This window comes from Sphingomonas sp. CFBP 8765, assembly GCF_014841445.1.
Lineage (GTDB): Bacteria > Pseudomonadota > Alphaproteobacteria > Sphingomonadales > Sphingomonadaceae > Sphingomonas > Sphingomonas aerolata.
In genome coordinates, this window is sequence record NZ_JACYTY010000001.1 from 650,307 (window position 1) to 671,127 (window position 20,821).

Here is a 20,821-nt window from a genome sequence, read left to right on the forward strand (position 1 = left end):
CGGGTCAGGCCGCAGGGGCGGTCATGGTGAGGCGGGCAAAGGTGGCGGGACGGGCTGCGGCGACGGGGACGATGCCCGCGGTTGCGCTGAGCGCCTGGCTGAAGGTGAAATGCGAACGGACCGGTTTGGTCCGATAGACTTCGGCGATGACGGCATCGGCAAAGGCTGCGTCGACTGGGGTGCCGGTATCGTCGGTGAGGTTGAGCACCAGACTGAAGGTGTGCGGTTCGCCGGGCGGCGTCATCTGCCACCATTCGCGCAGCGCCACGACGCCTCCGAACGAGGCGACGACATCGCGCACCGAAGCGGACGTGCCCTTGCTGCGCTGGATCGAGAGCGCCTGGCGCACGCGGGCGCGCTTGACCGTTTCCGACCAGCCGCTCGACCAGCTGTCGATCGACAACGCCCAGGCGAGATAGGGCAGCAGATCGACGGGGCAGGTATCGGGGTTCCAAAGGGATCGAAGCTGCACCGCGACGTCGCCGATCCGCGCCATGCTCGTCTCGACCGCGCGCTCGAGCGCGGTAGCGTTGGGAGGTAGCAGCGTCATTCGCCGAGCCCGGCATGAACGACGGAGACCGCAGTGCACCAACCAGCTTGGGTGCGGTCGAGCACAATGTCGGCGGCCGGGCTGGTCAGCACGACGTTTTGCACGCCCTCGGTGTGTAGCGCGCCGAAGATCCCCGAGCGCGTGATGTCGCGGCCGAGGCGGTGTGAATTGGCGACATAGGCGGCAAGCCGGTTGCGCGCCTCGACGATAACGATCGAACCATCGGGACCGGCAAACGTCGTGATCTGCGCGTCGACTGCATATTCGACGATTTCCGCCGAGCGGATCGTAACGCGATCGGTGAGCGGGCGGCGCGTTTCGGCCGACACATAGGCGAGCACCGTGTCGAGCAAGGCGGGTGACGCGGTGCCGTTGCCGGCGCGCGCGAGCACCGTCACCCGTACCTCGCCGGTCGCCGGACTGGTGGCGCTGGCGTCGAGCACGTCCGGCGACGCCGATAGCGCGTGGAAGATATACGCGCCCTCGGGCCCGGCGACCGAATAGCCCTCCGGGGCTAGCACCAGGCGGCGCCGGAAGTCGTCGTCGCTTTCGAGGACCGCGGGGGCGCCGGTTCCTGCTATCGCAGGCGTGATGACGAGGCGGACGACGCCCATCAGCGCGGCGAGGTTGTCGAGATCCGCGCCGAGGGCATAAGCGGGCATGACGGCGCGCGCGGCATCGTTCACGCGCGCGCGCAGCAGCATCTCGCGGTAGGCGGCGACCTGCAGCAGCTTTATGACGGGATCGGATTCGACCGTCGCATCGAACGCGGGCACGAGTGCCTGCAGCGTCGCGAGCATCTCGCCGTAGATCGTGTCGAAATCGAGGGTCTCGGCGATGGTCGGCGCCGGCAGGCGCGACAGATCGACAGCGGTGAAAGTTGACGGATCGGCCATCCGGCCATGTCGTCGGTCAGGTCAGGGCAGCGCCATCATGCTTGGGTGTGGGATGGGATTTCACACCTTGTCAGGATGTCCATTATGGGAAGTTAGCGGACATTGCTGCGGGTGATTCGGCCCTTCATTCTCTATATGGGTGGGTCAACCGCCTAGAGCCTTAATGACGAGACTCGCCCCGTCGACGCAATCGACCTTGCGGTGGTAATCAGCAAGATCACTACCGGCGAGATTAACAACGAGCACGAAAAAATGACCCAGCGCCGCCGCCCAAATGGGACGCTAGGGCTAGGAGAAACATGCGGAGAGCATGCCCCAGAACCACGGGCGACGTCGCAAAGGCGGCTGCCACAAGTCGGTAGGGTAGTAAGCTCGCTATTGCCCTTGTTAAAATTCTGTGCCACATTTGAGGGGTCAGAAATTAACAAGGCCTCGCAATGACCCTCAAGCGACCAAAGCCGCCCATCCCAGCCGACAGCAGGTTATGGGAATTTGGCTTGACTAAAGAATTGGTCGCGCAGATTTGCGAAGGGGCACTGCACGGTAGAAACCTATCGTCTGAGCTTCAACCTAGGACTGCCGAAGGCAGCCTTAAATACATTTTTGGCGTCGAGGCCCTTCGTACTGTTTGCCTATCTATAGGCACTGTGAGCTATGAAAATTTTTCCAAGAACAACATGGAAGGAGTTTTCGATCCTTTGAACGGTCGAAAATTGATGTTCCAAACCGTCGATGCTGCATGCGGCATTAAAGACCCTCAGCCAAAGTCAAAAATTGGCGATGGAAAGCGTCGATTGATCGAGGCGTCAAGGTCTGGTTTTCTATTTCCAGAGTGGGAATCACAGGCAAGAGAGCAGGAGGCGAGAGAGGCCACGTTCGCCGACTCTGAATGTTGGTACGTCATGATGTCGATCGACGCCAACGGCACGGTCTGCTGCGAGATTTCTAGGCCAAAAGCTGTAGAAGACGAGCAGTTCTGCGGATTTTATGAAAGAATACTAGTCTTTAAGCACGGTGAATTTGAGAAGTTAGGAAGCCAGCACGGCGCGGGCGATACTGACGATGACAAATTCGAGATCAAGCCGACCATACAGAAGAAGTAAATGGAAGCATCATTTAATAGCCAACGTCTGCGACTTGCACGAAGCCGTAGAGAGATGACGAGTCAGGCGCTTGCAGATGCTGCCGGCATAAGTCCTGTTACGCTTTCGAGAATAGAAAACAAAAACAACCAGCCAGAGCCGGAAACCATTGAAGCCTTGGCTAATGCCTTAAGGTATCCCAAGGCTTTTCTTTTTGGTGATGATCTGGACGAGGTTGATAGGGATGATGCAAGTTTTCGAAGTCTAAAAGCCATGACTGCGAAGGAGCGCAAGCGTGCACTTGCTGCGGCATCTTTGGCATTTTTGGTATCAGATAAAATCGACGAAAAGTTTGGTCTCCCAGAGATGGACGTGCCAAATCTTAGCCATGAGCGGACTCCGGAGTCGGCTGCTGAGACGCTTAGGGCTCACTGGGGTCTAGGTGATCGACCTGTCGGAAACATGATAGATCTTTTGGAAGCAAAAGGTGTTAGAGTTTACTCGCTAGCTGAAGAGACAGTTCGTGTAGACGCCTTTTCATGCTGGCGTTCGGGAATTCCGTTTATATTTTTGAATACTCTTAAGTCCTCAGAGCATAGCCGGTTTGATGCAGCTCATGAATTAGGTCATTTGTGCATGCACCAACATGGCGGGTCAGGTCATAAATCAGCCGAGCCGGAAGCTAACGCTTTCGCAGCTAGTTTCTTGATGCCGGCAAGCGCCGTACGGAGCAGGATCGGTCGCGTACGCTCCCTCGGGGATATACAAAACCATAAAAAGAGGTGGGGTGTATCGCTGGCCGCTTTGACCTATCATCTGTCCAAGATTGGAGTTCTGTCAGAGTGGCAAGCTCGGGGTTACTTCATACAGATGAATAGGGACGGAACCCGAACTAAAGAACCTGATCCTATGCCGTTTGAGACCTCTCATATTTGGCGAACCGTCTTTCAAGAACTATGGAATGAAAAAATTACTAAGGCAGAAATTGCTCGTGATATTAATATACCGGAGGACGAGTTCGAGACGTTAGTATTTGGACTTGCAGGTAAGAGGGACGAACGGGAGGTCTCGATAAAAAACTCTCGGTCGAAGGGTCTTAGTTTAATTGTCGATAATGAACGTGTTGCCTGATACGAAGCATAAAAAATGGTATAATTATAAGAGAACATGTGTTCTTAGGAATAAGTGTACTTAAAATTTTGCAATGCTGTTCGATGGTTGATTGATGCGGTTGATTAGCTGCTTTGCGCCCGTTAAAGACAGGGAAAGCCTGTTCCGCTTTAATATGCCGACACGGTGCGCAAAGCCCCTCACAAACGGTCATTGCGAGTATCCAGGGACTGTGAGCGCGCATTCGCCGTCGACTATTGCGAAGATGCACGGCCCCACGATTGGTGCTCCCGATCCCTACAGCCCTGTCGAGTGCAACGGGGTCAAGCAGATCCGCCGCGAGGTAGCCCGGGCGCTGTCCATGTCTCGACGAGCTATGCCGAGCGCCAGAACCTGACGATGCACATATCTATGCGCCGCTTCACGCACCCGACCATTGCCCTCTCTAAGAAGCTCGACAACTACTCACGCGTTTTCGAACCTTTTCGTCCTGCACAATTTTGAGGAGAGCCATAAGGCGCTGCGCATGAGGCAGGCAAGGGCCTCCGGCGTGACTGATCGGTCCTGGCCGCCAATGGCATCGTTGCGCGGATCAATGCCAGGGCACAGGCTCGCAGACTGTGTGAGAAGCGGACCTAAGGCCCCTACAACTTCGCTTTTCTAGCTATGACCGTCACGATTATCGCCGCATGGAGCATTGCGGATTAACGTGAAATTCATGACGAGAATCATAAAGGGGGAACGAAGGGTGTTGACAGATGTTCACAATGCACTAGTTTCGGGAGGTAACGCTGGCTAGGCCAAAGCACCCCGACAAGGATGTCGAGGACGCGGTCCAGTACGCGGAAAGCCTGGGTTGGACCATACGCATGCAGGGCCATTGGGGCCGAATGTATTGTGCACAAGCCGACCGCGATGGATGTCAATTTGGAATTTCCGGTACGCCGAGGAACGGCGGGGACCACGCCAAGCAGATTAAGCGGGCTGTTACCCGTTGTCCGCATGAAACTGAGAAAGAGGAGGTAGATGATGGAAACGCATGATTTCACGATCATTGCCACCGGCCTAGATCCGCAGGATGAAAATTTCGAGGGTCGCTTTTACGACGCGGGGTGTGACGATGCCTTAGTGTCCTTCCAAAAAGGACATATCTTAGTCGATTTCAGCCGCGAGGCGGCTTCCCTAGAGGATGCAATCGCGACGGCCGTGGAGAATTGTAAGCAGGCGGGTGCCGTAGTTGAGCGAGTTGAACCTGATCCACTGGTGAGCCTGTCAGACATTGCCTCACGCTCAGACATGAGCCGGTCTGCGATGACAAACTACTATAAGGGTCATCGAGGCGACGGATTTCCGGCGCCCGTGGCGCGCGTCACGACCAATAGCCCCCTGTGGGATTGGGCGGACGTTTCGCTATGGCTTTATAAGCACGATCGGCTATCGCGCGCCATAGCTATCGAAGCCGCTGTGGTTAGTGTCGCCAATGATTTACTAGAGTGCGAAAGCTCGCGATTCGGCGGGCAACTGCATGAGCGCATGCGGGAACGTGTAGAAGCTTTCTAACTAAGCCCCGCTCTGGCGGGGCTTTTCATTAGACCGGTGACCGCATCGTTCGAATGCTCCTGTGCTACACAATACCAACATGGCGTGTGTCCGCCACTGACAAGTTATGCGATCAGCGATATAGGCGCTGACTACACCTACGTGTCCGTTACATGAGCGAACAAGATGTCGAGCAGCGTCTGACGCTCTGCCTCGCTGCCGCCTAGCAATAGGCGGCGCGTGTACCTGACCGGTTTCACACCCTTCGCCGGCGCGTCCTCGAGCCCCTCTTGGTGCACGCGTGCGATCTGCGCTGCACGCCCGCTGAACCCGACCCACGCCTCGGTGTCAGTCGACCCCGCCTTCAGGTTGGACGTGTTGCGGAGCTTGCGGAACATGGCCTTGCGCTTGATCGTCCCGCCGCGCCGTAGCCGGCCAGCGGGCTGCGCTTTGCGCGCGGCGAACGGCTGGCCGTCCGGATCCTGCTGGCGCGCAATGCGTGCCGCCTGACTGCTACGCAGCGAGCGCGCCATGGCGCGCAAAATCTTACTGCGTTCGTCGGCATTGACACGGCGCAGCAACGCGCCTGCGAGCGCTTCGATGTCGGCGAAGTTGCTCACGGGTTCCCCGCGAAGCGCGGGTCGCTGGTCTGCGCCACGACCCGGTCACCCATCAACAGGTGCCACAGGGGTACGCACCCGATCCCAAAGCTGTCGGCATCGCTCGCAGGCTCTGCGCGCTCGGCCGTGAACCCGCCGCCCTCTTTCGCCGAAACGCGCACGGCTTCGTCGAGGTCGATAAAGATCGACACATCGGCGGTCTCGGCGTCGAGCAGCTCGGACTCGAAGTGGAACGGCTCCTGGTCGGTGCGCTGCAACAGCTGGGGTTGGTGCTGGGCGATCCATGCCAGGATCGGCACCATGAGATCGTCGACGTCGCCGGCGTAATCCTGCACGACGATATTGGCGGTGTAGCGATATTCGAGGCTGAGCGACCCCGCGCCTGCCGCGATCCGCCCCTTGTCGACGAAGATCGACAATCTGGACGGATCCGCTGCGAGCGCAGGCACGAACATCTGCAGCGTCTGCCGCAGGCTTTCCGGCTTCTTCAACGAACGTCCTTCGTCTCAAGGGTGTATTGCACTGCCAGAAGAAGTCGCCCGGCTCTTGCAAACCGGGCGCATCAATTAACGGATGGGTTTGCCAACGGGCCAATAACGCATGAAATCACCTCCTTTCGTGTTGGTTTCGGAATCGGTCATGAAGCTCACCAGAGGGCGATCTACGGCGATCGTGCGCGGTGGACGTGGCGGGTAACGGCCAATGTCTTATCCCCTGGGCGACGGGCACGCGGCGGGCGTGTTCCAGTTGATGAGGCGGTCGAGGTGGTCGGCGTTGGCGGCGAAGGATCGCGCGAGGCGGATGATGCCGGCGCGGATCCGCGTCGGGATCTGTGCGATCAGCGCCGGATCCTCGGGCAGTCCCTCGGGGCGATTGGCGCACCGCAACAGCTCGGCGGGCGGCGTGTCCTTCACCCTGATGACGATCGGCGTCGACACGACCGCGGGCGGTGCCTCAGCGTGCCGCGCGCAGGCCGGCAACGCCGTTGACAGCGCGAAACCAGTCACGATCGACAAGGTTCGTCCGTTCAGCTTGCGCATCTGCCATCTCCATTCGTTGTGCGGCCGAGCTTGCTGCCTCGGCAGCAGCGCGCGCGGCGCGGGTGTCGTCGTTCTGTCGGGCGTCGTGATCGGCCATCGCCTGGGCGAGCGTCGCCGCGGCGAGCTGGTCGCTGTCGCCCTTGAATTTGACCAGGCCGGCGATGGTCTGGGCGCAGCGCACGCCGCGCGCCGTCTTGGGCGTCGCGGCGAAGTCGGTGCCCGACCCTGCGCAGATCAGCTCGGCGCGGTGCTGCAGATCGTCACGGTCGGCGCTGACCTGGCGGTACTGGACGTACAGCCAGGCACCGACCGCCGCGACGGCGAGCAGGACGAGGAAGAAGGCCTCGGCCTTTACCTTGGCAAAGAGGGCGCGGATCATCGGGGCAGCTCCTTCAGGCAGAGGTCGCGCTCGGCGCGGCGTCGGCGGTCGAGGCCGCGCACGACCTGCCCGCCAGCGCGGTTCCACATCAGGAAGGCGTCGCACGCGCCCCGCCAGTCGCGCGCATTGAAGCGCCGCGCGACGGTGGAGCCGCAATAGCCGCCGGTGCCGATATTGTAGGCAAGGCTGATCGCAGCCGAGAGCTGGTTGGGATGGGTGCGCAGCCTGGGCGTACAGGCGAGAACCGGCTCGGCGTGGCGAATGAGCGCGGCTTCCTCGCGAAGCGCGCAACCCTCGACCGTCTCGACCATGCCCGGCTTCACGCCGAGCGTCTCACCGCCACAGATCGTCCAGACCTTGACGATGTCCTGGTACGCGACGAGCCGCGGCGTGCCGCCCGATTCCCAGCCCGACACGAACGGCGTGACGATCAGCGCCGCTGCCGCTCCGATCACGCCGATCAGCGTCTTGCGCTTTGCGGGCGCGGACGATCCCTTATCAGGCTGGGGCATCACTTGGGGTCCTTTCGCGGGATGAGCGCGAGCAGCCGCTCGCTGAGCTTGCCGGGGAGTTCGGCGAGGACGGCGCTGCAGCCGGCGATGAAGCCGGGCGCGCCCTTGAAGGCGACCATCGCGACCAGAAAGCCGATCGCCTGCGACACGAACGGGTGCATGCCGAAGAGCGCGCCGGCCGCGTTGGTGACGAAATAGCTGACGACGATCCCGACCCAGACCTGCGCGAACCGCTGCCCCCATGTGAGGCCGCTCTCGACCAGCAGGCTGACGACCGAGCCAAGGCCGGCAGGGATGAGGCTGACGACGAACGCCCACAGCGCGATCCCGAAATCGTGGAGAAAATCCTTCATGCGGTCAGTCCCAGAGCTGGATGAGCGGGAGCGTGCGCGCGGCCGGCGACATGCTGGCGGGCATCGTCACGCGGGTGCCGAGTGGGAGGACCGTGCCGACGTCGGCGAGGCCCGGGTTGAGCGCGAGGACGCGGCCGATGTCGGGCGCACCGAGCGCACGCTCGCGCCAGATCAGCTCGTCGAGCGTGTCGCCCTGCTTTGCGGTGAGCATGTCGGCCATCAGATCAGCTCGGCGCGCAGCCGCGGGCGGCTCAGCATGTCGCGGATCGCGTGGATCGCGTCGCGGCGCAGCTCGATGATCGACGGCTCGACGGTTTCGGCGTCGTGCTGGCCCTGTCCCGTCAGATCCGTGTCGCGGTACGCCTCGACGAGCTCGGCCTTGGCATAGGCGCCGATCGCGCGGGTGTAGAGAAGGACAAGGCGGCTGGTGTCGCCGAGCTTGCGTGATGGCACCGCGGCGAGATCCGCGATGCCGGCGAGCATATGTGCCGCCTGCCACACGGCAAGCTGGTTGCCGACGGTGATCATCGCGCCGGTGACGGCGAGCTTCAGGCGTTCGGGGGTGATGACGTGGCGGATGCGCCGCGCGGCGCGCAGCTCGGCTGGGTCGATGTCGGGGAACCAGCCGTCATTGCGGATTGGCGCCTCGGTCGACACGACCGGCGCCGGCATCAGCGGGGGCGGGCAGCTGAAGCCGGTCATGCGACAAATGCGATTTTGGCGGGCATCGGGCGGTCCTTCGTGTTTTCGGGGGTGGGGATCAGATCGGACGATGGCCCTCAGCGCCGCAGCGCCCTCCCATCCCGCGTGATCCGCCCCCGAGCGCCGGGGGCGAGCTTATGTCGCCGGCACGGTGCCGGCGGATTTCGTGGTCGGCTTTGGCGGCGCCAGCGCGCGCTCGAGCCGCTTGATCTGGCCGGCAACGCCGACCCGGTCGTGCAGCGCGACGGCACGGCGAAGCGGGTCGAGCGCGCGCTGTGCGAGCGCCGCGAATTCCGGCTTGGCGGGGTCAATCGCGTCAGCCGCACGCGCCAGCTCGGTGCCGATCGCCTTGTGCAGCTTGGCACGCACCTGGTCGTGCATGTCCGCGTCGGCGGTCAGCTCGGCAACATGCTCGAGCACGTCGAGCGGGAACGGCGCCTTGGCGGTTTGCGCGCGGATCGCGGCATCGGCGATCTCCTCGACGATGAGCGCTGCGGCCGAACGTTCGTAGCGCGACGGCAGCGGCACGTCATAGGCGATGACGTGCTCGGCGAGCAGCAGCGCACGGGCATAGTCGCCGGTGTCGATCAGCCAGACCATGACGGTCGGCAGCACGTCCTCGGCAATGCCAGCGCCGGCATTGCGCCCGCCGTCGAGCAGGCCGGCGACCCAGTCGGTATAGGCGGGCAGCATCTCGCGCTTAACGTCGATGCGGCGGGCGATCGACTGGATCTCCTTCAGCCGGCGCAGATCGTGCTGCAGCCGCATCGCGATCGATGCGGCGGCGCGCTCGGCGGGGGTGCCGGCGTCGGAGGCAGGAGAGGATAACCCGCTCCCCAGGGCAGGAGCCGATGCCATCTGGGATGCGAGAATACGATCCCGGTGTTTGCGAGCAAGGCTCATGGCATGTCCTGTGGAGAGCGGGCTAACTGGTGGGGCGGTGGGTCGGCGCTTAGGCGGCCGGCTTTTTGCCCATGACGATGTTCTCGACGAGCGCGACCTTGCCCATGTCCTCGACGACAAAGGCCTGATTGACGCTCTCGTAATTCTCGATCTGGTCGCGCTTTGCGTTGTCCTCGATCTTGCGCCGCTCGCTGCCGATCTGTTCGTAGACCGACAGGTTGGCGAGCGTGGTGATCAGGAGCGCGTTCTTAGGAAACTTGGGCACGCGCACCGCTTGCAACCCGCCGAGCTTCTTGTCCGATAGCAGGACGTCGCGGGCGAGCTGTTCGGTCGCCTTGTCGCCGGCCGCATTGACGATCGAGAAATACTTGTCGTGGACGAGGTCGCGGCCGACGATCGCGACCAGGTCGGTATCGTCGCGGTAATTCTCGTCGAGCAGTTCGATCGCGTCGTAGATCAGCGCGTCGACGTTGACGAAGTCGACCTCGGTACCAACGTCGCCCGCGCCGACATAAATCGCGCCGGCAACGGTGACGACGCCGTTGACGCTGGTGGCGGGCGAAAGGTCACCCTCGCTCAGCACGCGCGCCGGCGCATCGAGGCGGATGTGCTGGAGCCAGCCGATATTGACGTCCTGCAGCAGCGGATAGGCGTTCGGGTCGGTCTCGACCGCGACATGCGTGCCGTTGAAGCCGATGGTGATGATGTCGAGCGCCTTGGCCTTGACGATCGCGTCGCGGATCAGTGGCTGGAAATTCGGCTGATGCGCCCAGGCGTCGAGCGTCTCATAGCGGATGAGCGTGTCGAAGTCGGTCTTCTCGCAGCGGTAGCGCGTCTCGTCGAGATCGCCCGGGTAGCGCGGCTGGCGGTCGTGGATCCGCGTGTCGGTGCGACTGGCGATCGTGCCCTTCACGCCGACGCCGACCTTGTCGCCTTCCTGCGCGACGACCGGGATGATATTGATGCTGGTGAGGAAGGCGCTCGACTGCTGGATCTTGCCGCGCAGCGTCTGTGCGACCGCGGGCGCGACGGTGAACGAGCGGCTGGGATCCTCGACGGCGTTCAGCTTGCCGATCTGCGTGGTGTAGGCGTTGAACTTGAGGCGGGTTTCGTTGCGCATGGGAGCGGCTCCTGGGGCGATTCTGTTCGGGTCGGCGGGGGGCGTCAGCAGTCGGTGACGGGCTCGCCGCTGCCCCCATTGGCGGGCGCCCGGCTGAAGCCGGGCTCGGGCGTCGCCTCGAGCTTCGCGTGCAGCGCCGAAAACTCGCCCTGCAGCGCGGTGTGCGCCTCGGTCACGGGCTTCAGCGCAGCCGCGATCGACGCGGCGACCGCCTGGCCGATATCAGTCGAGAAGGCGGCCGGATCGAAATTGTCATTGGCGGCGACCGGGGGCGCGGCAGGCGTTGCGGGCTTCTCGGGCTCACCCTTCAGCCGGGCGGCGAGCGCCGAGAAGAAGCCGGCGACGGCGCCCTCCACCTTGGCCGGATCAGATGGCGGCGTCTCGAATTCGAGCGCGATGGCCTCGGCGCCCGGTGCGAACAGCGAGCCCGGCGCGGTGCGCGAGAACTGCAGCGCCTGCGTACCGATCGAGGCGGGCTTGTCCGTAAAGGCAAGGCCGAGCAGCCCGACCTTGCCGCAGCCGGCATAGCTGTCGGTCAGCTCGACCGACGGGAACGGCTTCTGGTTGTTCGCGACCAGCGCGACGAGCTGGTCATTGCCGTCGACCTGACAATACAGTGCGCGGCGTTGCTCGGTCTTGCCTGCGATCGCGATGTCGTCGGTCTGCACGCGCACCGCGACGACGTCGCCGTATCCGTTGAACGGGGGTTCGGGGCTGTAGCCGGCGAGATGCTCGACATTGATGCGCGGCGTATAGGTGGCGGTGTCGAAGGTCTCGGCGATCTGGTCGATCCAGTCGGCATCGATCTTCCGGCCGTCGCTGATGGTCTGGCCTTCGACGAAGGCGCGGAAGAACTTGCTCTTGGTGCCCATGGCGGTCGGTCCCTCGGGGTTCGCTATCGGTGGGCCGCGTCAGGCGGCGTCTGGAAGCCGCAAAGGGACCGAAACCGGGTCATGTCTCAAGCGCGGGCAGGTGTGGGATCGCATTCCACACTCTAGACGCCGTGCGGACCGGCATGATCGCGCGGCAAGGTCCGCCGCGACATGGACAAGCTACCCGCAGATACCGGCATGCCGCTGCCGCCAACGACAATGCCGATCCCGATCGACGCCGAGCGCCAAGCGCGCAGCCTCTACTGGCGCGGCTGGGGCGTGACCCAGATCGCCGACGAGCTGGGGCTGAAGCGCCCGACGGTCGAGGCGTGGAAACAGCGCCGCAAATGGGACGAGGCGCCGTCGCTGTCGAAGATCGAGGACGCGCTCGAATGCCGGCTCAACACGCTGATCGCCAAGGATGCGAAGACGGGCGGCGATTTCAAGGAGATCGACCTGTTAATGCGCGCGGTTGTGGCCGGCGCCCGCGTGCGCCGCTTCGAAGCACCCGGCGGTCACGAGGGCGACCTCAACGAGAAGGTCGCTAACCGCAACGCCGGCGAGCGCAAGGCGGGCAAGCCAAGGAACCACTTCACCACCGAGCAGGTCGAACAGCTCGAGCAGCTCTTCCATGACGAGTTGTTCGGCTATCAGGAGGACTGGTGGGGCGCAAAGGATCAGCGCACCCGCATGATCCTGAAATCCCGCCAGATCGGCGCGACCTGGTATTTTGCCCGCGAGGCGCTGCTCGACGCGCTACGCGGGGGCGGCAACCAGATCTTCCTGTCGGCGTCGAAAAACCAGGCGCACATCTTCCGCAACTACATCGTCCAGTTTGCCACCCGCGTTGGTGTGAAGCTGCAGGGCGACCCCATCGTGTTGACGGCCGACACGATCCCCGATGGCGAGCCCGCAGCCGAGCTGATCTTCCTCGGCACCAATGCGCGCACCGCGCAGGGCTATCACGGCAATTTCTACTTCGACGAGTTCTTCTGGACCTACGGCTTCGAGGAGCTGAACAAGGTCGCCAGTGCGATGGCGATGCACAAGCGCTGGCGCCGCACGTACTTCTCCACGCCGTCGACGATCGCCCACCAGGCGCATCCCTATTGGACGGGCGAGCGTCGCAACCGGCGGGTCAAGAAGGCCGACCGCATCGAGATCGATGTCGGCCATGCCCGGCTGCAGGCCGGCGTGCTGTGCGAGGACCAGATCTGGCGGCAGATCGTGACGATCGAAGACGCGGCCGCGCGCGGCTGCGACCTGTTCAACATCGACGAGCTGCGCATCGAATATGCGCCCGATGAATTCGCCAACCTGCTCATGTGCGGGTTCGTCGACGACAGCCTGTCGGCGTTCAAGTTCAACGAGCTGCAGCGCTGCGGCGTCGACGCCATGGTCGACTGGCCCGATGTCGACATGCTGGCCAAGCGCCCGGTCGGCAACCGCGAGGTCTGGGCGGGATACGATCCGCAGGAGAGCGTTGACGGCGACAATGCTGCGCTGGTGATCGCGCTGCCGCCCGAAGGTCCGGCGGGCAAGTTTCGCCTGCTCGAGCGCCACCAGATCAAGGGCGACTTTCAGGCGCAGGCCGAGTTTGTGAAGGCGCGGCTCGCACGGTACAACTGCACCTATCTCGGCATCGACAAGAAGGGCGTGGGCGCCGCGGTCTATCAGCTGCTGCGCGACGCCAAGGTCCGCGGCGTGGTCGCGATCGAATATTCGCTCGAGGTGAAGACCGGGCTCGTCATGAAGGCGCAGCACAGCTTCGCCCGTCAGCGCATCGAATATGACCGCGGCTGGATCGACCTGCAGTCCGCCTTCCTGTCGATCAAGAAGGCACTGACCCAGAGCGGCAAGAGCGTGACCTTCAAGGCGAATCGCACCGGGTCCGTCGGCCATGCCGACCTCGCCTGGGCGGCGATGCACATTTTCATCAACGAACCGCTCGACGGCCAGGCGCGCCCGAAAACACGAATGGAGATATTCTGATGGACCAGCCGCCCGCACGCGCCAGCAAGGCGACCGCCTTTTCGTTCGGGGATCCCGAACCGGTGCTCAACCGGCGCGAGATCATGGACATGGTCGAATGCTACCGCACCGACCGCTGGTACGAGCCGCCCCTGTCGCTCGACGGGCTGGCGCGCGCGTTCCGCGTGTCGCCGCATCACAGCTCGGCAATCATGCTCAAGCGCAACCTCGTCGTCGCGTCGTTCGATCCGGTCATGCGCGGCACCGGCGCGACGCCGACCCTGTCGCGCTCGGCGTTCGGTCGTGCGGTGCAGGATTATCTCGTCTTCGGAAACGCCTATCTCGAACGCCGGGACAGCGTCATCGGCGGGGCACTGCGGCTCGATCACAGCCTGGCGAAATATACCCGGCGCGGTCTGGTCGATGGCGAGTTCTTCTGGTCGCCCGGCATAGCGGCCGCAACGCCATTCAAGCCCGGCAGCGTCATCCAGATCATGCAGCCGGACATCAACCAGGAGATCTACGGCGTTCCCGAATATCTCAGCGCCCTGCAGTCGGCATTGTTGAACGAGGCGGCAACGCTGTTCCGGCGCCGCTACTATCTGAACGGCAGCCATGCCGTCTACATCCTCTACGCCACCGGCGACATCGACGAGAACGACACCGACGAGCTGCGCGACGCGTTGAAGAACTCGAAGGGCCCGGGCAACTTCAAGAACCTGTTTGTCCATGCGCCGGGCGGCAAGGAGGGCAGCATCAAGATCCTGCCGATCGCCGAGGTCGGCGCGAAGGACGAGTTCCTTGGCATCAAGAACGCCACGCGCGACGACGTGCTCGCCGCGCACCGCACGCCGCCCTCGGTGCTGGGGATCGTGCCGGCGCAGGGCTCGCAGCTCGGCAAGATCAGCGAAGCCGTCGACATGTTCTTCGAGCTGGAGATCGTGCCGCTGCAAATGGCGTTTCTCGAGATCAACGACCGGCTTGGCTTCGACGCCGTCCGGTTCACGCCGCGCGTCGCCGCGCCGGCGAAATAGCTTTCGCGTCCGGCATAGCCGGGCGGGGGATGCCGGAGTCCAGCCCGGCACACCGACGAGGAGCTTCTCGCCACGACCAACGGCCATCGGCCGTCCCGCACCCGCGCGATCTGCGCGGGCGGGATCTCTACAAGGCGAGGAAATCCAACATGTATACCCTTAATTCCGTTCAGCCCGTCGCACCTGCCGCGGGCTATATCGGCGGCAAGCGCAATCTGGCGTCGCGCCTGGTCGCGATGATCGAGCACGTCGATCATGACGGCTATGCCGAGCCGTTCGTCGGCATGGGCGGCATCTTCCTGCGGCGCCGGTCGCGGCCGAAGGTCGAGGTCATCAACGACGTGTCGGGCGACGTCGTGACGTTCTTCCGCGTGCTGCAGCGTCACTATCCCTACATGATCGACATGCTGCGCTTCCGCGTTGCGTCGCGCGCCGAGTTCGAACGGCTGAAGGCGACGCCGCCCGAGACGTTGACCGACCTCGAGCGCGCGTGTCGCTTCCTCTACCTCCAGCGCCTGGCGTTCGGTGGACGGGTCAACGGTCGGCATTTTGGCGTCGACAAGACGCAGGGCGCGCGGTTCAACGTCATCAAGCTGGAGCCGCTGCTGGCTGACATTCACGAGCGTCTGGCCGGCGTCGTGATCGAGCAGCTCGGCTATGCCGACTTCATCCGACGCTATGACCGCGCCGGCATGCTGTTCTACCTCGACCCGCCTTATTGGGGGTGCGAGACGGATTACGGCCAGGACGTGTTCGGCCGGGCCGATTTCGACCAGCTCGCCGACCAGCTGGCGGGGATCAAGGGGCGCTTCATCCTGTCGATCAACGACACGCCGGGGGCGCGGGCGACGTTCGCGCGGTTTCATGTCGCGACGGCCGAGACGACGTACACGGTCGGGGCCGGCGCCGCGCAGCGCGCGGGCGAGCTGATCGTGTCGAACCTCGCCCTGCTCTGAACGTTGCGGGGCAGTGTTTGCACTGCCCCGCCGCTTCCGACCACAAATTGTTATTCCGGCGCGGTGAACGGCACCGAGAAGGCGCCGGTCACCGCGTCGTGTTCAAGCGGCGATAGAGGCTGCCGGCGAGATAAAAGGCGCAACAACTCTCATAGCCTGTTCAACGTAAAACGTCTTTTCGCCTACCGGTGCGACGTAGTGCATCGCTTCCTCAGCATCGCGCAGCGAAGCGCCACGGGCGATTATCCACGCCGCCAAGTATTGTGAGGCCATACAGCCTCCGGCCGTCGCCACGTTGCCATGTGCGACAAAGGGGGCATCGATCACCTCGACGCCCGCCTCGATCACCCAGGGCTTGGTTGTCAGGTCGGTGCAGGCAGGAAGATAGCCAATCAAGCCCAGCTTTGCGAGCAAGAGGGTGCCCGAACACTGCGCGCCGATCAGTTGGCGGGATGGATCAAGGCTGATCTGGGACAGCAGGTCATTATCAGTCGCGATTTCGCGGCTCCTGATCCCGCTTCCAATTATCACGGCATCCGCTTCGGCAGCGAACTCCAAGGGTTTCTGACGCTTGACCGTGACGCCGTTCATGGACGTGACGGAATCGGTCGGCGAGGTGATGTGCGCGGTCCAGCCATGTGCCCTCATCCGATTCAGTATTCCTGCTGCGATAAAGGAGTCGAGCTCGTTGAACCCTTCGAATGTCAAAACCGAAATTTGCATGAACGCCTCCCCGGCGAGTGTTGAAAATCCGATGTAGCTGGAACTAGAGAAAAGGGCACGGGAGGTATAAGCCACTCCTCGCTAAAAGCGGCCGGATCGTTCCCTTACTGATCCCGAACGTTCAAGCCTATCGCGCCGAATGACCGCTTCCGCCCAAACCCGGTCACTCAGCTGGGCAATCTGGGTGCCCGGAAGCGGCCGTTCAAAAAACCGTGTGCCCTGATGATCGCTCAGCCGTCTAGCTGAGGGCAGGCCGATTCAGTATGTCCGCGACCTTGGTGGAGAACGCTTTCAACGTGAACGGCTTGGTAAGTAGTTCCATTCCGGGTTCAAGGTGGCCATTCCCAACTGCCGCGTTTTCGACGAATCCTGTGATGAACAGCACCCTCAGGCCTGGCCGAAGCCTGCGTGCCTCGTCCGCCACCTGTCGACCATTCATGCCATTAGGTAGGCCGACGTCGGTAATGAGCAGTTCAATTCTGGCGCCCGACTGGAGCACCTTGATCCCAGCCGCGCCGTCCGCTGCCCCGATCACAGTGTAGCCGAGGTCGTCCAGAGCCTCGTCGATGACATGGCGGATCGTCGCTTCGTCTTCGACGACTAGCACCGTCTGGCCTTCAGCTTTTTGCGTAGACGTAGTTTCGACGTCGGCAGTGTCGCTTTCCGCTTCGCCATGGTGACGCGGCAGATAGATGCAGACTGTCGTGCCTTGGCCGAGCTCAGAGTGGATGCGGATCTGCCCACCTGACTGCCTGGCAAACCCGTAAATCATGGATAGTCCCAAGCCCGTGCCCTGGCCCATGGGCTTGGTGGTAAAAAACGGCTCGAACGAACGGCGGATCGTTTCCTCCGACATGCCCGTCCCAGTGTCGGTGACGCACACGGAGACGTACTGGCCTGCCGGCAAGTCACGTTCTCGTCCGATGCGATCGTCTATCGTTTCATTGGCCGTCTCGATCGTTAGCTTGCCACCCTCTGGCATAGCATCGCGTCCATTCACGCACAGGTTGATGAGCGCATTTTCCAACTGCGGGCCATCGATCTGAGTCGTCCATAACCCAGCGGCTTGCACGACCTTGATGTCGACGGTCGCTCCGACCGTGCGGTGTAGCAGGTCGTGCAACCCAACCAGCAGCCGATTGACATCAGTCCGCTTGGGATCGAGCGTCTGACGGCGCGAGAACGCGAGCAGACGTTGCGTCAGGGTGGCGGCACGACGGCCTGCACCTTGAGCGGCATTGATGAAGCGGTCGAGGTCCTCGATACGTCCCCGTGCGACCCGCATCTGGAGCAGCTCCAGATTCCCCATTATGCCGGTGAGCAAGTTGTTGAAGTCATGCGCGAGCCCGCCGGTGAGCTGGCCTACTGCTTCCATCTTCTGGCTTTGGCGTAGCGCCTCGGCGGCATTACGTAAGTCCTCGGCCTGTTCCTTTTCGGCCGTGATATGCCGTCCGCTGGCATAAACCAGGTCTGCTTCGGGGGACGCCACCCAAGCGAACCAGCGCACGCTGCCATCCTTGTGGCGGTAACAGTTTTCGAATGCCAAAAGCTGCTGCTCGCTCGCCTGCCGAAGCGCGCCGGTGCTCGCTTCCTCGTCCGGGATAATGAAATCGAACACGTTTCGACCGATCACATCATCGGGTGTCCAGCCGAGGATACGCGTGAATGCTGGGTTTACGGCCTTCAGCATTCCCAGCGTGTCACAGATGAGCTGCACATCCTGCGTGTTACGCCAAAGACGGTCGCGTTCCTGCGTTCGTTCGGCTACCCGTAACTCCAGATCCACATTCAAATTACGTAGACGTTCCTCAGCTTCAGCGCGGTCCCGTTCTGCGCGAACTTCTCCCGTGATCTCGATTGCTTGGTTCAGAAGCCCAACAATACGTTCATCGGGGCCTCGGATTGGCGATACGCTATAGGTCCAGTAGGTCAGATCGCTCCGGCCCTCCCTTTCGATCAAGAGCGGAAGTCTACGATCAAAGATCGGTTCGCCGGTCTCCATGACGGGGAGGAACTGAGGCGCAATCTGGTCCCACACCGGTCCCCACACATCGGCTATCGGACGGCCGAGAGCCATGGGATGTCGACCAGCAAGAGCGGGAGCGTAGGCGTCATTGTAGAGGAGCCTTAGCTCTGGTCCCCACAGGACAGTCCCAAGTAGCGCGGAGTTCAATATAACTGACACCATGGTCTGCAGGGTCTCAGGCCAATCGTCGGGATCACCGAGTGGTGTTTCCGCCCAGTTATAGGCACGCATGCGCGCACCCATTTCACCGCCCCCTCTCAAAAAGGGGTGTGCGTGGCTAATCTCGCTCAACGGCTTAATTCGTGCCTCGTCCTCCGAACTGCTCACGCGCTACTCCGCCTCGCCTCTCGCAGCGCTCAATTCGCTGACATTTTCTATAACCCTGCTGACGTATAGCTGCCACACCAACGGTCAACGGGTCTAGCCGACGCGCTAAGGTGATCGAATGAATTACACCAAAACCTACAATGTCCCGGAACATCGTTCGCCGGACGGCAGCTACCGCCTTCTCACGCTCGAAGCTGCCTGTCCGTTGTCCACCAATCCCGGACGTTCGCGTGCGCTCGCCAGCCTATCCTGCACGAACTTTCGGCACCTCACGGATGTCGGTTGTCCAAGCGGGTGATTTCATTTCGGATCGCATCTTCCACTGCCGCTTAAAGCCTTGCGAAGCGGTCGTGGCGGCGAACTTTCCAAAGCGGGTATTGATCTCGTCCAGCGCGCCCATCAACCGGTCGCGCTTGTCCGTGTCGCCCTCGAACAATGTTCGGGGGCGCATATCTGCCGCGATCAGATCGTCGAGCATGATGCCGGCCTTGGTATACGCATAGCCATCGCGCCAGGCGGCCGACGCACCGCGCTTCGCCGCGGCTATGAGCTCCAGGCTATCGCTGGTCATCGGGTGCAGCGCCACCGTGCGCGAGCCGGCATATTGCGGCCGGTCGGGCTTGTGCCTGTTGGTATGGAAGAACGCGGTCAGCCGGCCTGCGACGAGCCCATGCGACCGAAGCTTCTCGCCCGCCCGCATCGCATATTGCGTGAGCGCGCCGAACAGCGTGTGGAAGTCGCTCACTGGCGTGCCGAATGAGCGCGTGACCGCCATGCCCTTGCGTTGCGGGGCGATGGTCTCGACCGCATCGGACGGGACGCCGCGCAGCTCACCGACCAGGCGCTCGAGCACGACCGTGCCGACCGCGCGCGCCTGCTTCATCGGCATGTCGCGCAGCGCGCCGGCATTGCCGATGCCGAGCGCCAGCAGCTTTCGGGCCGTCGCGCCGCCAACACCCCAGACGTCCTCGACCGGAAACCGGTCCATCACCCATTTGCGAACCGCATCGTCGCGCAGATCGGCGACGCCGTCGAACATCGGGTTCTTCTTGGCCGCAGCGTTGCCGAGCTTCGCCAGCGTCTTGGTGTCGCCGATGCCGACGCAGGTGGGGATCGTGGTCCACTGGCGGACCTGGGCGCGCATCGCGTTGACGTGTGCGACCAGGTCGCGGTCTTCGAAGCCGGTCAGGTCGAGGAACGTCTCGTCGATCGAGTAGATCTCGAAGTCCCGTGCGAAGGCATCGCACGCCGCGACCACCCGGCGCTGCATGTCGCCGTACAGGGTGTAATTCGACGACAGCACGCGAATCCCGTGCGTGCGGATTTTGTCGCGCAGCAGGTGGACGGGCTCGCCCATCTTGATGCCAAGCGCCTTGGCCTCTGCCGAGCGGGCGACGGCGCACCCGTCATTGTTCGACAGCACGATGACGGGCACCCCGATGAGGCTGCTGTCAAACGCGCGCTCGCACGAGACATAGTAGTTGTTGCAGTCGATGAGCGCGATCGGCCCGCTCACCGGACTTGGCGCGCGACGCCGACGACGACGCCCCAGATCTCGACATTCTCATCAACGAGCGTGTGCGGGTAACCCTCAGCCTCGGGGACGAGCCAGTGCCGGCCATCCATGTGCCGCAGGCGCTTCAGCGTGCGGTCGCCATGGACCATGGCGACGACGATCGCGCCGGCGCGCGGCGTCTTGGATCGGTCGACGACGATCAGGTCGCCGTCGTTGATGCCGGCGCCCAGCATGGAATGGCCGTCGACGCGCATGATGTAGCTGGCGGCGGGGTGCTGGACGAGCCAGGCGCCGAGGTCGATCGGCTCCTCCATGTCGTCCTGTGCCGGCGACGGAAAGCCAGCTGGCGTTCGCGACAGGAAGAACGGCACTTCGAACGGTATCAGGTCGAACGGGACATCGTGGAGGTGGAGGTGGTGCATGATTGTTCCCGCGACTCTTTGGACCGCCATCTAGCGTGAGTCAGAACAGAAAGGGAACACATGATTTCAGTGAGGTGCGGGCATTTGACGCTGACGCGCGTGATCAGAGCGCGTCAGTCGCTTGGTCGCGCAGTCACGGCATAGGGCCGACTATCCGTCGAAGCCCAC

Annotated in this window: 23 protein-coding genes; 6 read left to right on the forward strand and 17 right to left on the reverse strand. The window is 62.7% G+C overall.

All coding sequences use genetic code 11. The annotated features are described in order from the left end of the window. Window positions 1-4: 4 nt before the first annotated feature. Together IFT87_RS03165 and IFT87_RS03170 are read right to left on the reverse strand one after the other, a co-directional pair. On the reverse strand, window positions 5-550 hold the full coding sequence (locus tag IFT87_RS03165) for a phage tail protein I (RefSeq protein WP_192007455.1): 546 nt from the start codon (window positions 548-550) through the stop codon (window positions 5-7). Then, on the reverse strand, window positions 547-1,446 hold the full coding sequence (locus tag IFT87_RS03170) for a baseplate assembly protein (RefSeq protein WP_192007457.1): 900 nt from the start codon (window positions 1,444-1,446) through the stop codon (window positions 547-549). The genes IFT87_RS03165 and IFT87_RS03170 overlap by 4 nt, the downstream gene beginning before the upstream one ends. A 437-nt stretch (window positions 1,447-1,883) precedes the next feature. Here IFT87_RS03170 and IFT87_RS03175 point away from each other — a divergent pair, with 437 nt between their 5' ends. The 3 genes from IFT87_RS03175 to IFT87_RS03185 all read left to right on the forward strand — a co-directional run bounded on the left by IFT87_RS03175 (window position 1,884) and on the right by IFT87_RS03185 (window position 5,198). Further along, window positions 1,884-2,549 carry a hypothetical protein gene (locus IFT87_RS03175; protein WP_192007459.1) on the forward strand — a complete coding sequence of 222 codons (666 nt, stop codon included), beginning with the start codon at window positions 1,884-1,886 and terminating at the stop codon, window positions 2,547-2,549. After that, a complete protein-coding gene (locus tag IFT87_RS03180; RefSeq protein WP_192007460.1) occupies window positions 2,550-3,659 on the forward strand; it encodes a helix-turn-helix domain-containing protein in 1,110 nt (369 codons plus the stop codon). A 1,008-nt stretch (window positions 3,660-4,667) separates the two neighbouring features. Next, a complete protein-coding gene (locus tag IFT87_RS03185) occupies window positions 4,668-5,198 on the forward strand; it encodes a hypothetical protein (protein ID WP_206757220.1) in 531 nt (176 codons plus the stop codon). A gap of 137 nt (window positions 5,199-5,335) precedes the next feature. Here IFT87_RS03185 and IFT87_RS03190 read toward each other — a convergent pair whose 3' ends face one another. From IFT87_RS03190 to IFT87_RS03240, 11 genes are all read right to left on the reverse strand, one after another. Next, on the reverse strand, window positions 5,336-5,797 hold the full coding sequence (locus IFT87_RS03190; RefSeq protein ID WP_192007464.1) for a phage virion morphogenesis protein: 462 nt from the start codon (window positions 5,795-5,797) through the stop codon (window positions 5,336-5,338). After that, complete coding sequence (locus tag IFT87_RS03195) at window positions 5,794-6,288, reverse strand: phage tail protein (protein ID WP_192007466.1); 495 nt, start codon at window positions 6,286-6,288, stop codon at window positions 5,794-5,796. The genes IFT87_RS03190 and IFT87_RS03195 overlap by 4 nt, the downstream gene beginning before the upstream one ends. Window positions 6,289-6,504: 216 nt before the next feature. Beyond that, window positions 6,505-6,804: a hypothetical protein gene (locus IFT87_RS03200; RefSeq protein WP_342211122.1), complete on the reverse strand. Its 300-nt coding sequence runs from the start codon at window positions 6,802-6,804 to the stop codon at window positions 6,505-6,507. Continuing rightward, entirely contained in the window at window positions 6,752-7,216 is a 465-nt protein-coding gene (locus IFT87_RS03205) for a hypothetical protein (protein WP_192007468.1), read from the reverse strand. Before IFT87_RS03205 ends, IFT87_RS03200 begins: the two co-directional genes overlap by 53 nt. Then, entirely contained in the window at window positions 7,213-7,728 is a 516-nt protein-coding gene (locus IFT87_RS03210) for a lysozyme (RefSeq protein WP_192007470.1), read from the reverse strand. The genes IFT87_RS03205 and IFT87_RS03210 overlap by 4 nt, the downstream gene beginning before the upstream one ends. Then, entirely contained in the window at window positions 7,728-8,081 is a 354-nt protein-coding gene (locus tag IFT87_RS03215; protein ID WP_192007472.1) for a hypothetical protein, read from the reverse strand. Before IFT87_RS03215 ends, IFT87_RS03210 begins: the two co-directional genes overlap by 1 nt. Before the next feature lie 4 nt (window positions 8,082-8,085). Next, on the reverse strand, window positions 8,086-8,301 hold the full coding sequence (locus IFT87_RS03220; RefSeq protein ID WP_192007474.1) for a tail protein X: 216 nt from the start codon (window positions 8,299-8,301) through the stop codon (window positions 8,086-8,088). Next, window positions 8,301-8,783 carry a head completion/stabilization protein gene (locus IFT87_RS03225; protein WP_192007476.1) on the reverse strand — a complete coding sequence of 161 codons (483 nt, stop codon included), beginning with the start codon at window positions 8,781-8,783 and terminating at the stop codon, window positions 8,301-8,303. Before IFT87_RS03225 ends, IFT87_RS03220 begins: the two co-directional genes overlap by 1 nt. A 135-nt stretch (window positions 8,784-8,918) precedes the next feature. Further along, window positions 8,919-9,641, reverse strand: a complete 723-nt coding sequence (gene gpM / locus IFT87_RS03230) for a phage terminase small subunit (protein WP_249403165.1) — start codon at window positions 9,639-9,641, stop codon at window positions 8,919-8,921. Window positions 9,642-9,735: 94 nt separating this feature from the next. After that, window positions 9,736-10,806, reverse strand: coding sequence for a phage major capsid protein, P2 family (locus IFT87_RS03235; RefSeq protein ID WP_192007480.1), 1,071 nt, complete (start codon window positions 10,804-10,806; stop codon window positions 9,736-9,738). Window positions 10,807-10,850: 44 nt separating this feature from the next. Then, window positions 10,851-11,678 (reverse strand): GPO family capsid scaffolding protein, encoded by an 828-nt coding sequence (locus tag IFT87_RS03240; protein ID WP_192007482.1) that lies wholly within the window; start codon window positions 11,676-11,678, stop codon window positions 10,851-10,853. Window positions 11,679-11,849: 171 nt separating this feature from the next. On the opposite strand from IFT87_RS03240, the gene IFT87_RS03245 reads away from it, so the two are divergent. From IFT87_RS03245 to IFT87_RS03255, 3 genes are all read left to right on the forward strand, one after another. Next, window positions 11,850-13,670 carry a terminase large subunit domain-containing protein gene (locus tag IFT87_RS03245; RefSeq protein ID WP_192007483.1) on the forward strand — a complete coding sequence of 607 codons (1,821 nt, stop codon included), beginning with the start codon at window positions 11,850-11,852 and terminating at the stop codon, window positions 13,668-13,670. Further along, complete coding sequence (locus tag IFT87_RS03250; protein WP_192007484.1) at window positions 13,670-14,683, forward strand: phage portal protein; 1,014 nt, start codon at window positions 13,670-13,672, stop codon at window positions 14,681-14,683. The genes IFT87_RS03245 and IFT87_RS03250 overlap by 1 nt, the downstream gene beginning before the upstream one ends. A 149-nt stretch (window positions 14,684-14,832) precedes the next feature. Beyond that, on the forward strand, window positions 14,833-15,639 hold the full coding sequence (locus IFT87_RS03255) for a DNA adenine methylase (RefSeq protein ID WP_192007486.1): 807 nt from the start codon (window positions 14,833-14,835) through the stop codon (window positions 15,637-15,639). Window positions 15,640-15,741: 102 nt separating this feature from the next. On the opposite strand, the gene IFT87_RS03260 is transcribed toward IFT87_RS03255, so the two are convergent. The 4 genes from IFT87_RS03260 to IFT87_RS03275 form a co-directional block, all read right to left on the reverse strand. Then, entirely contained in the window at window positions 15,742-16,362 is a 621-nt protein-coding gene (locus IFT87_RS03260; protein WP_192007488.1) for a DJ-1/PfpI family protein, read from the reverse strand. A 238-nt stretch (window positions 16,363-16,600) separates the two neighbouring features. Further along, window positions 16,601-18,715, reverse strand: a complete 2,115-nt coding sequence (locus IFT87_RS03265; protein ID WP_342211123.1) for a hybrid sensor histidine kinase/response regulator — start codon at window positions 18,713-18,715, stop codon at window positions 16,601-16,603. Window positions 18,716-18,959: 244 nt separating this feature from the next. Beyond that, entirely contained in the window at window positions 18,960-20,231 is a 1,272-nt protein-coding gene (locus IFT87_RS03270) for a Y-family DNA polymerase (protein ID WP_192007490.1), read from the reverse strand. Continuing rightward, on the reverse strand, window positions 20,228-20,653 hold the full coding sequence (locus IFT87_RS03275) for a LexA family protein (protein WP_192007492.1): 426 nt from the start codon (window positions 20,651-20,653) through the stop codon (window positions 20,228-20,230). The genes IFT87_RS03270 and IFT87_RS03275 overlap by 4 nt, the downstream gene beginning before the upstream one ends. Window positions 20,654-20,821: the final 168 nt, after the last annotated feature.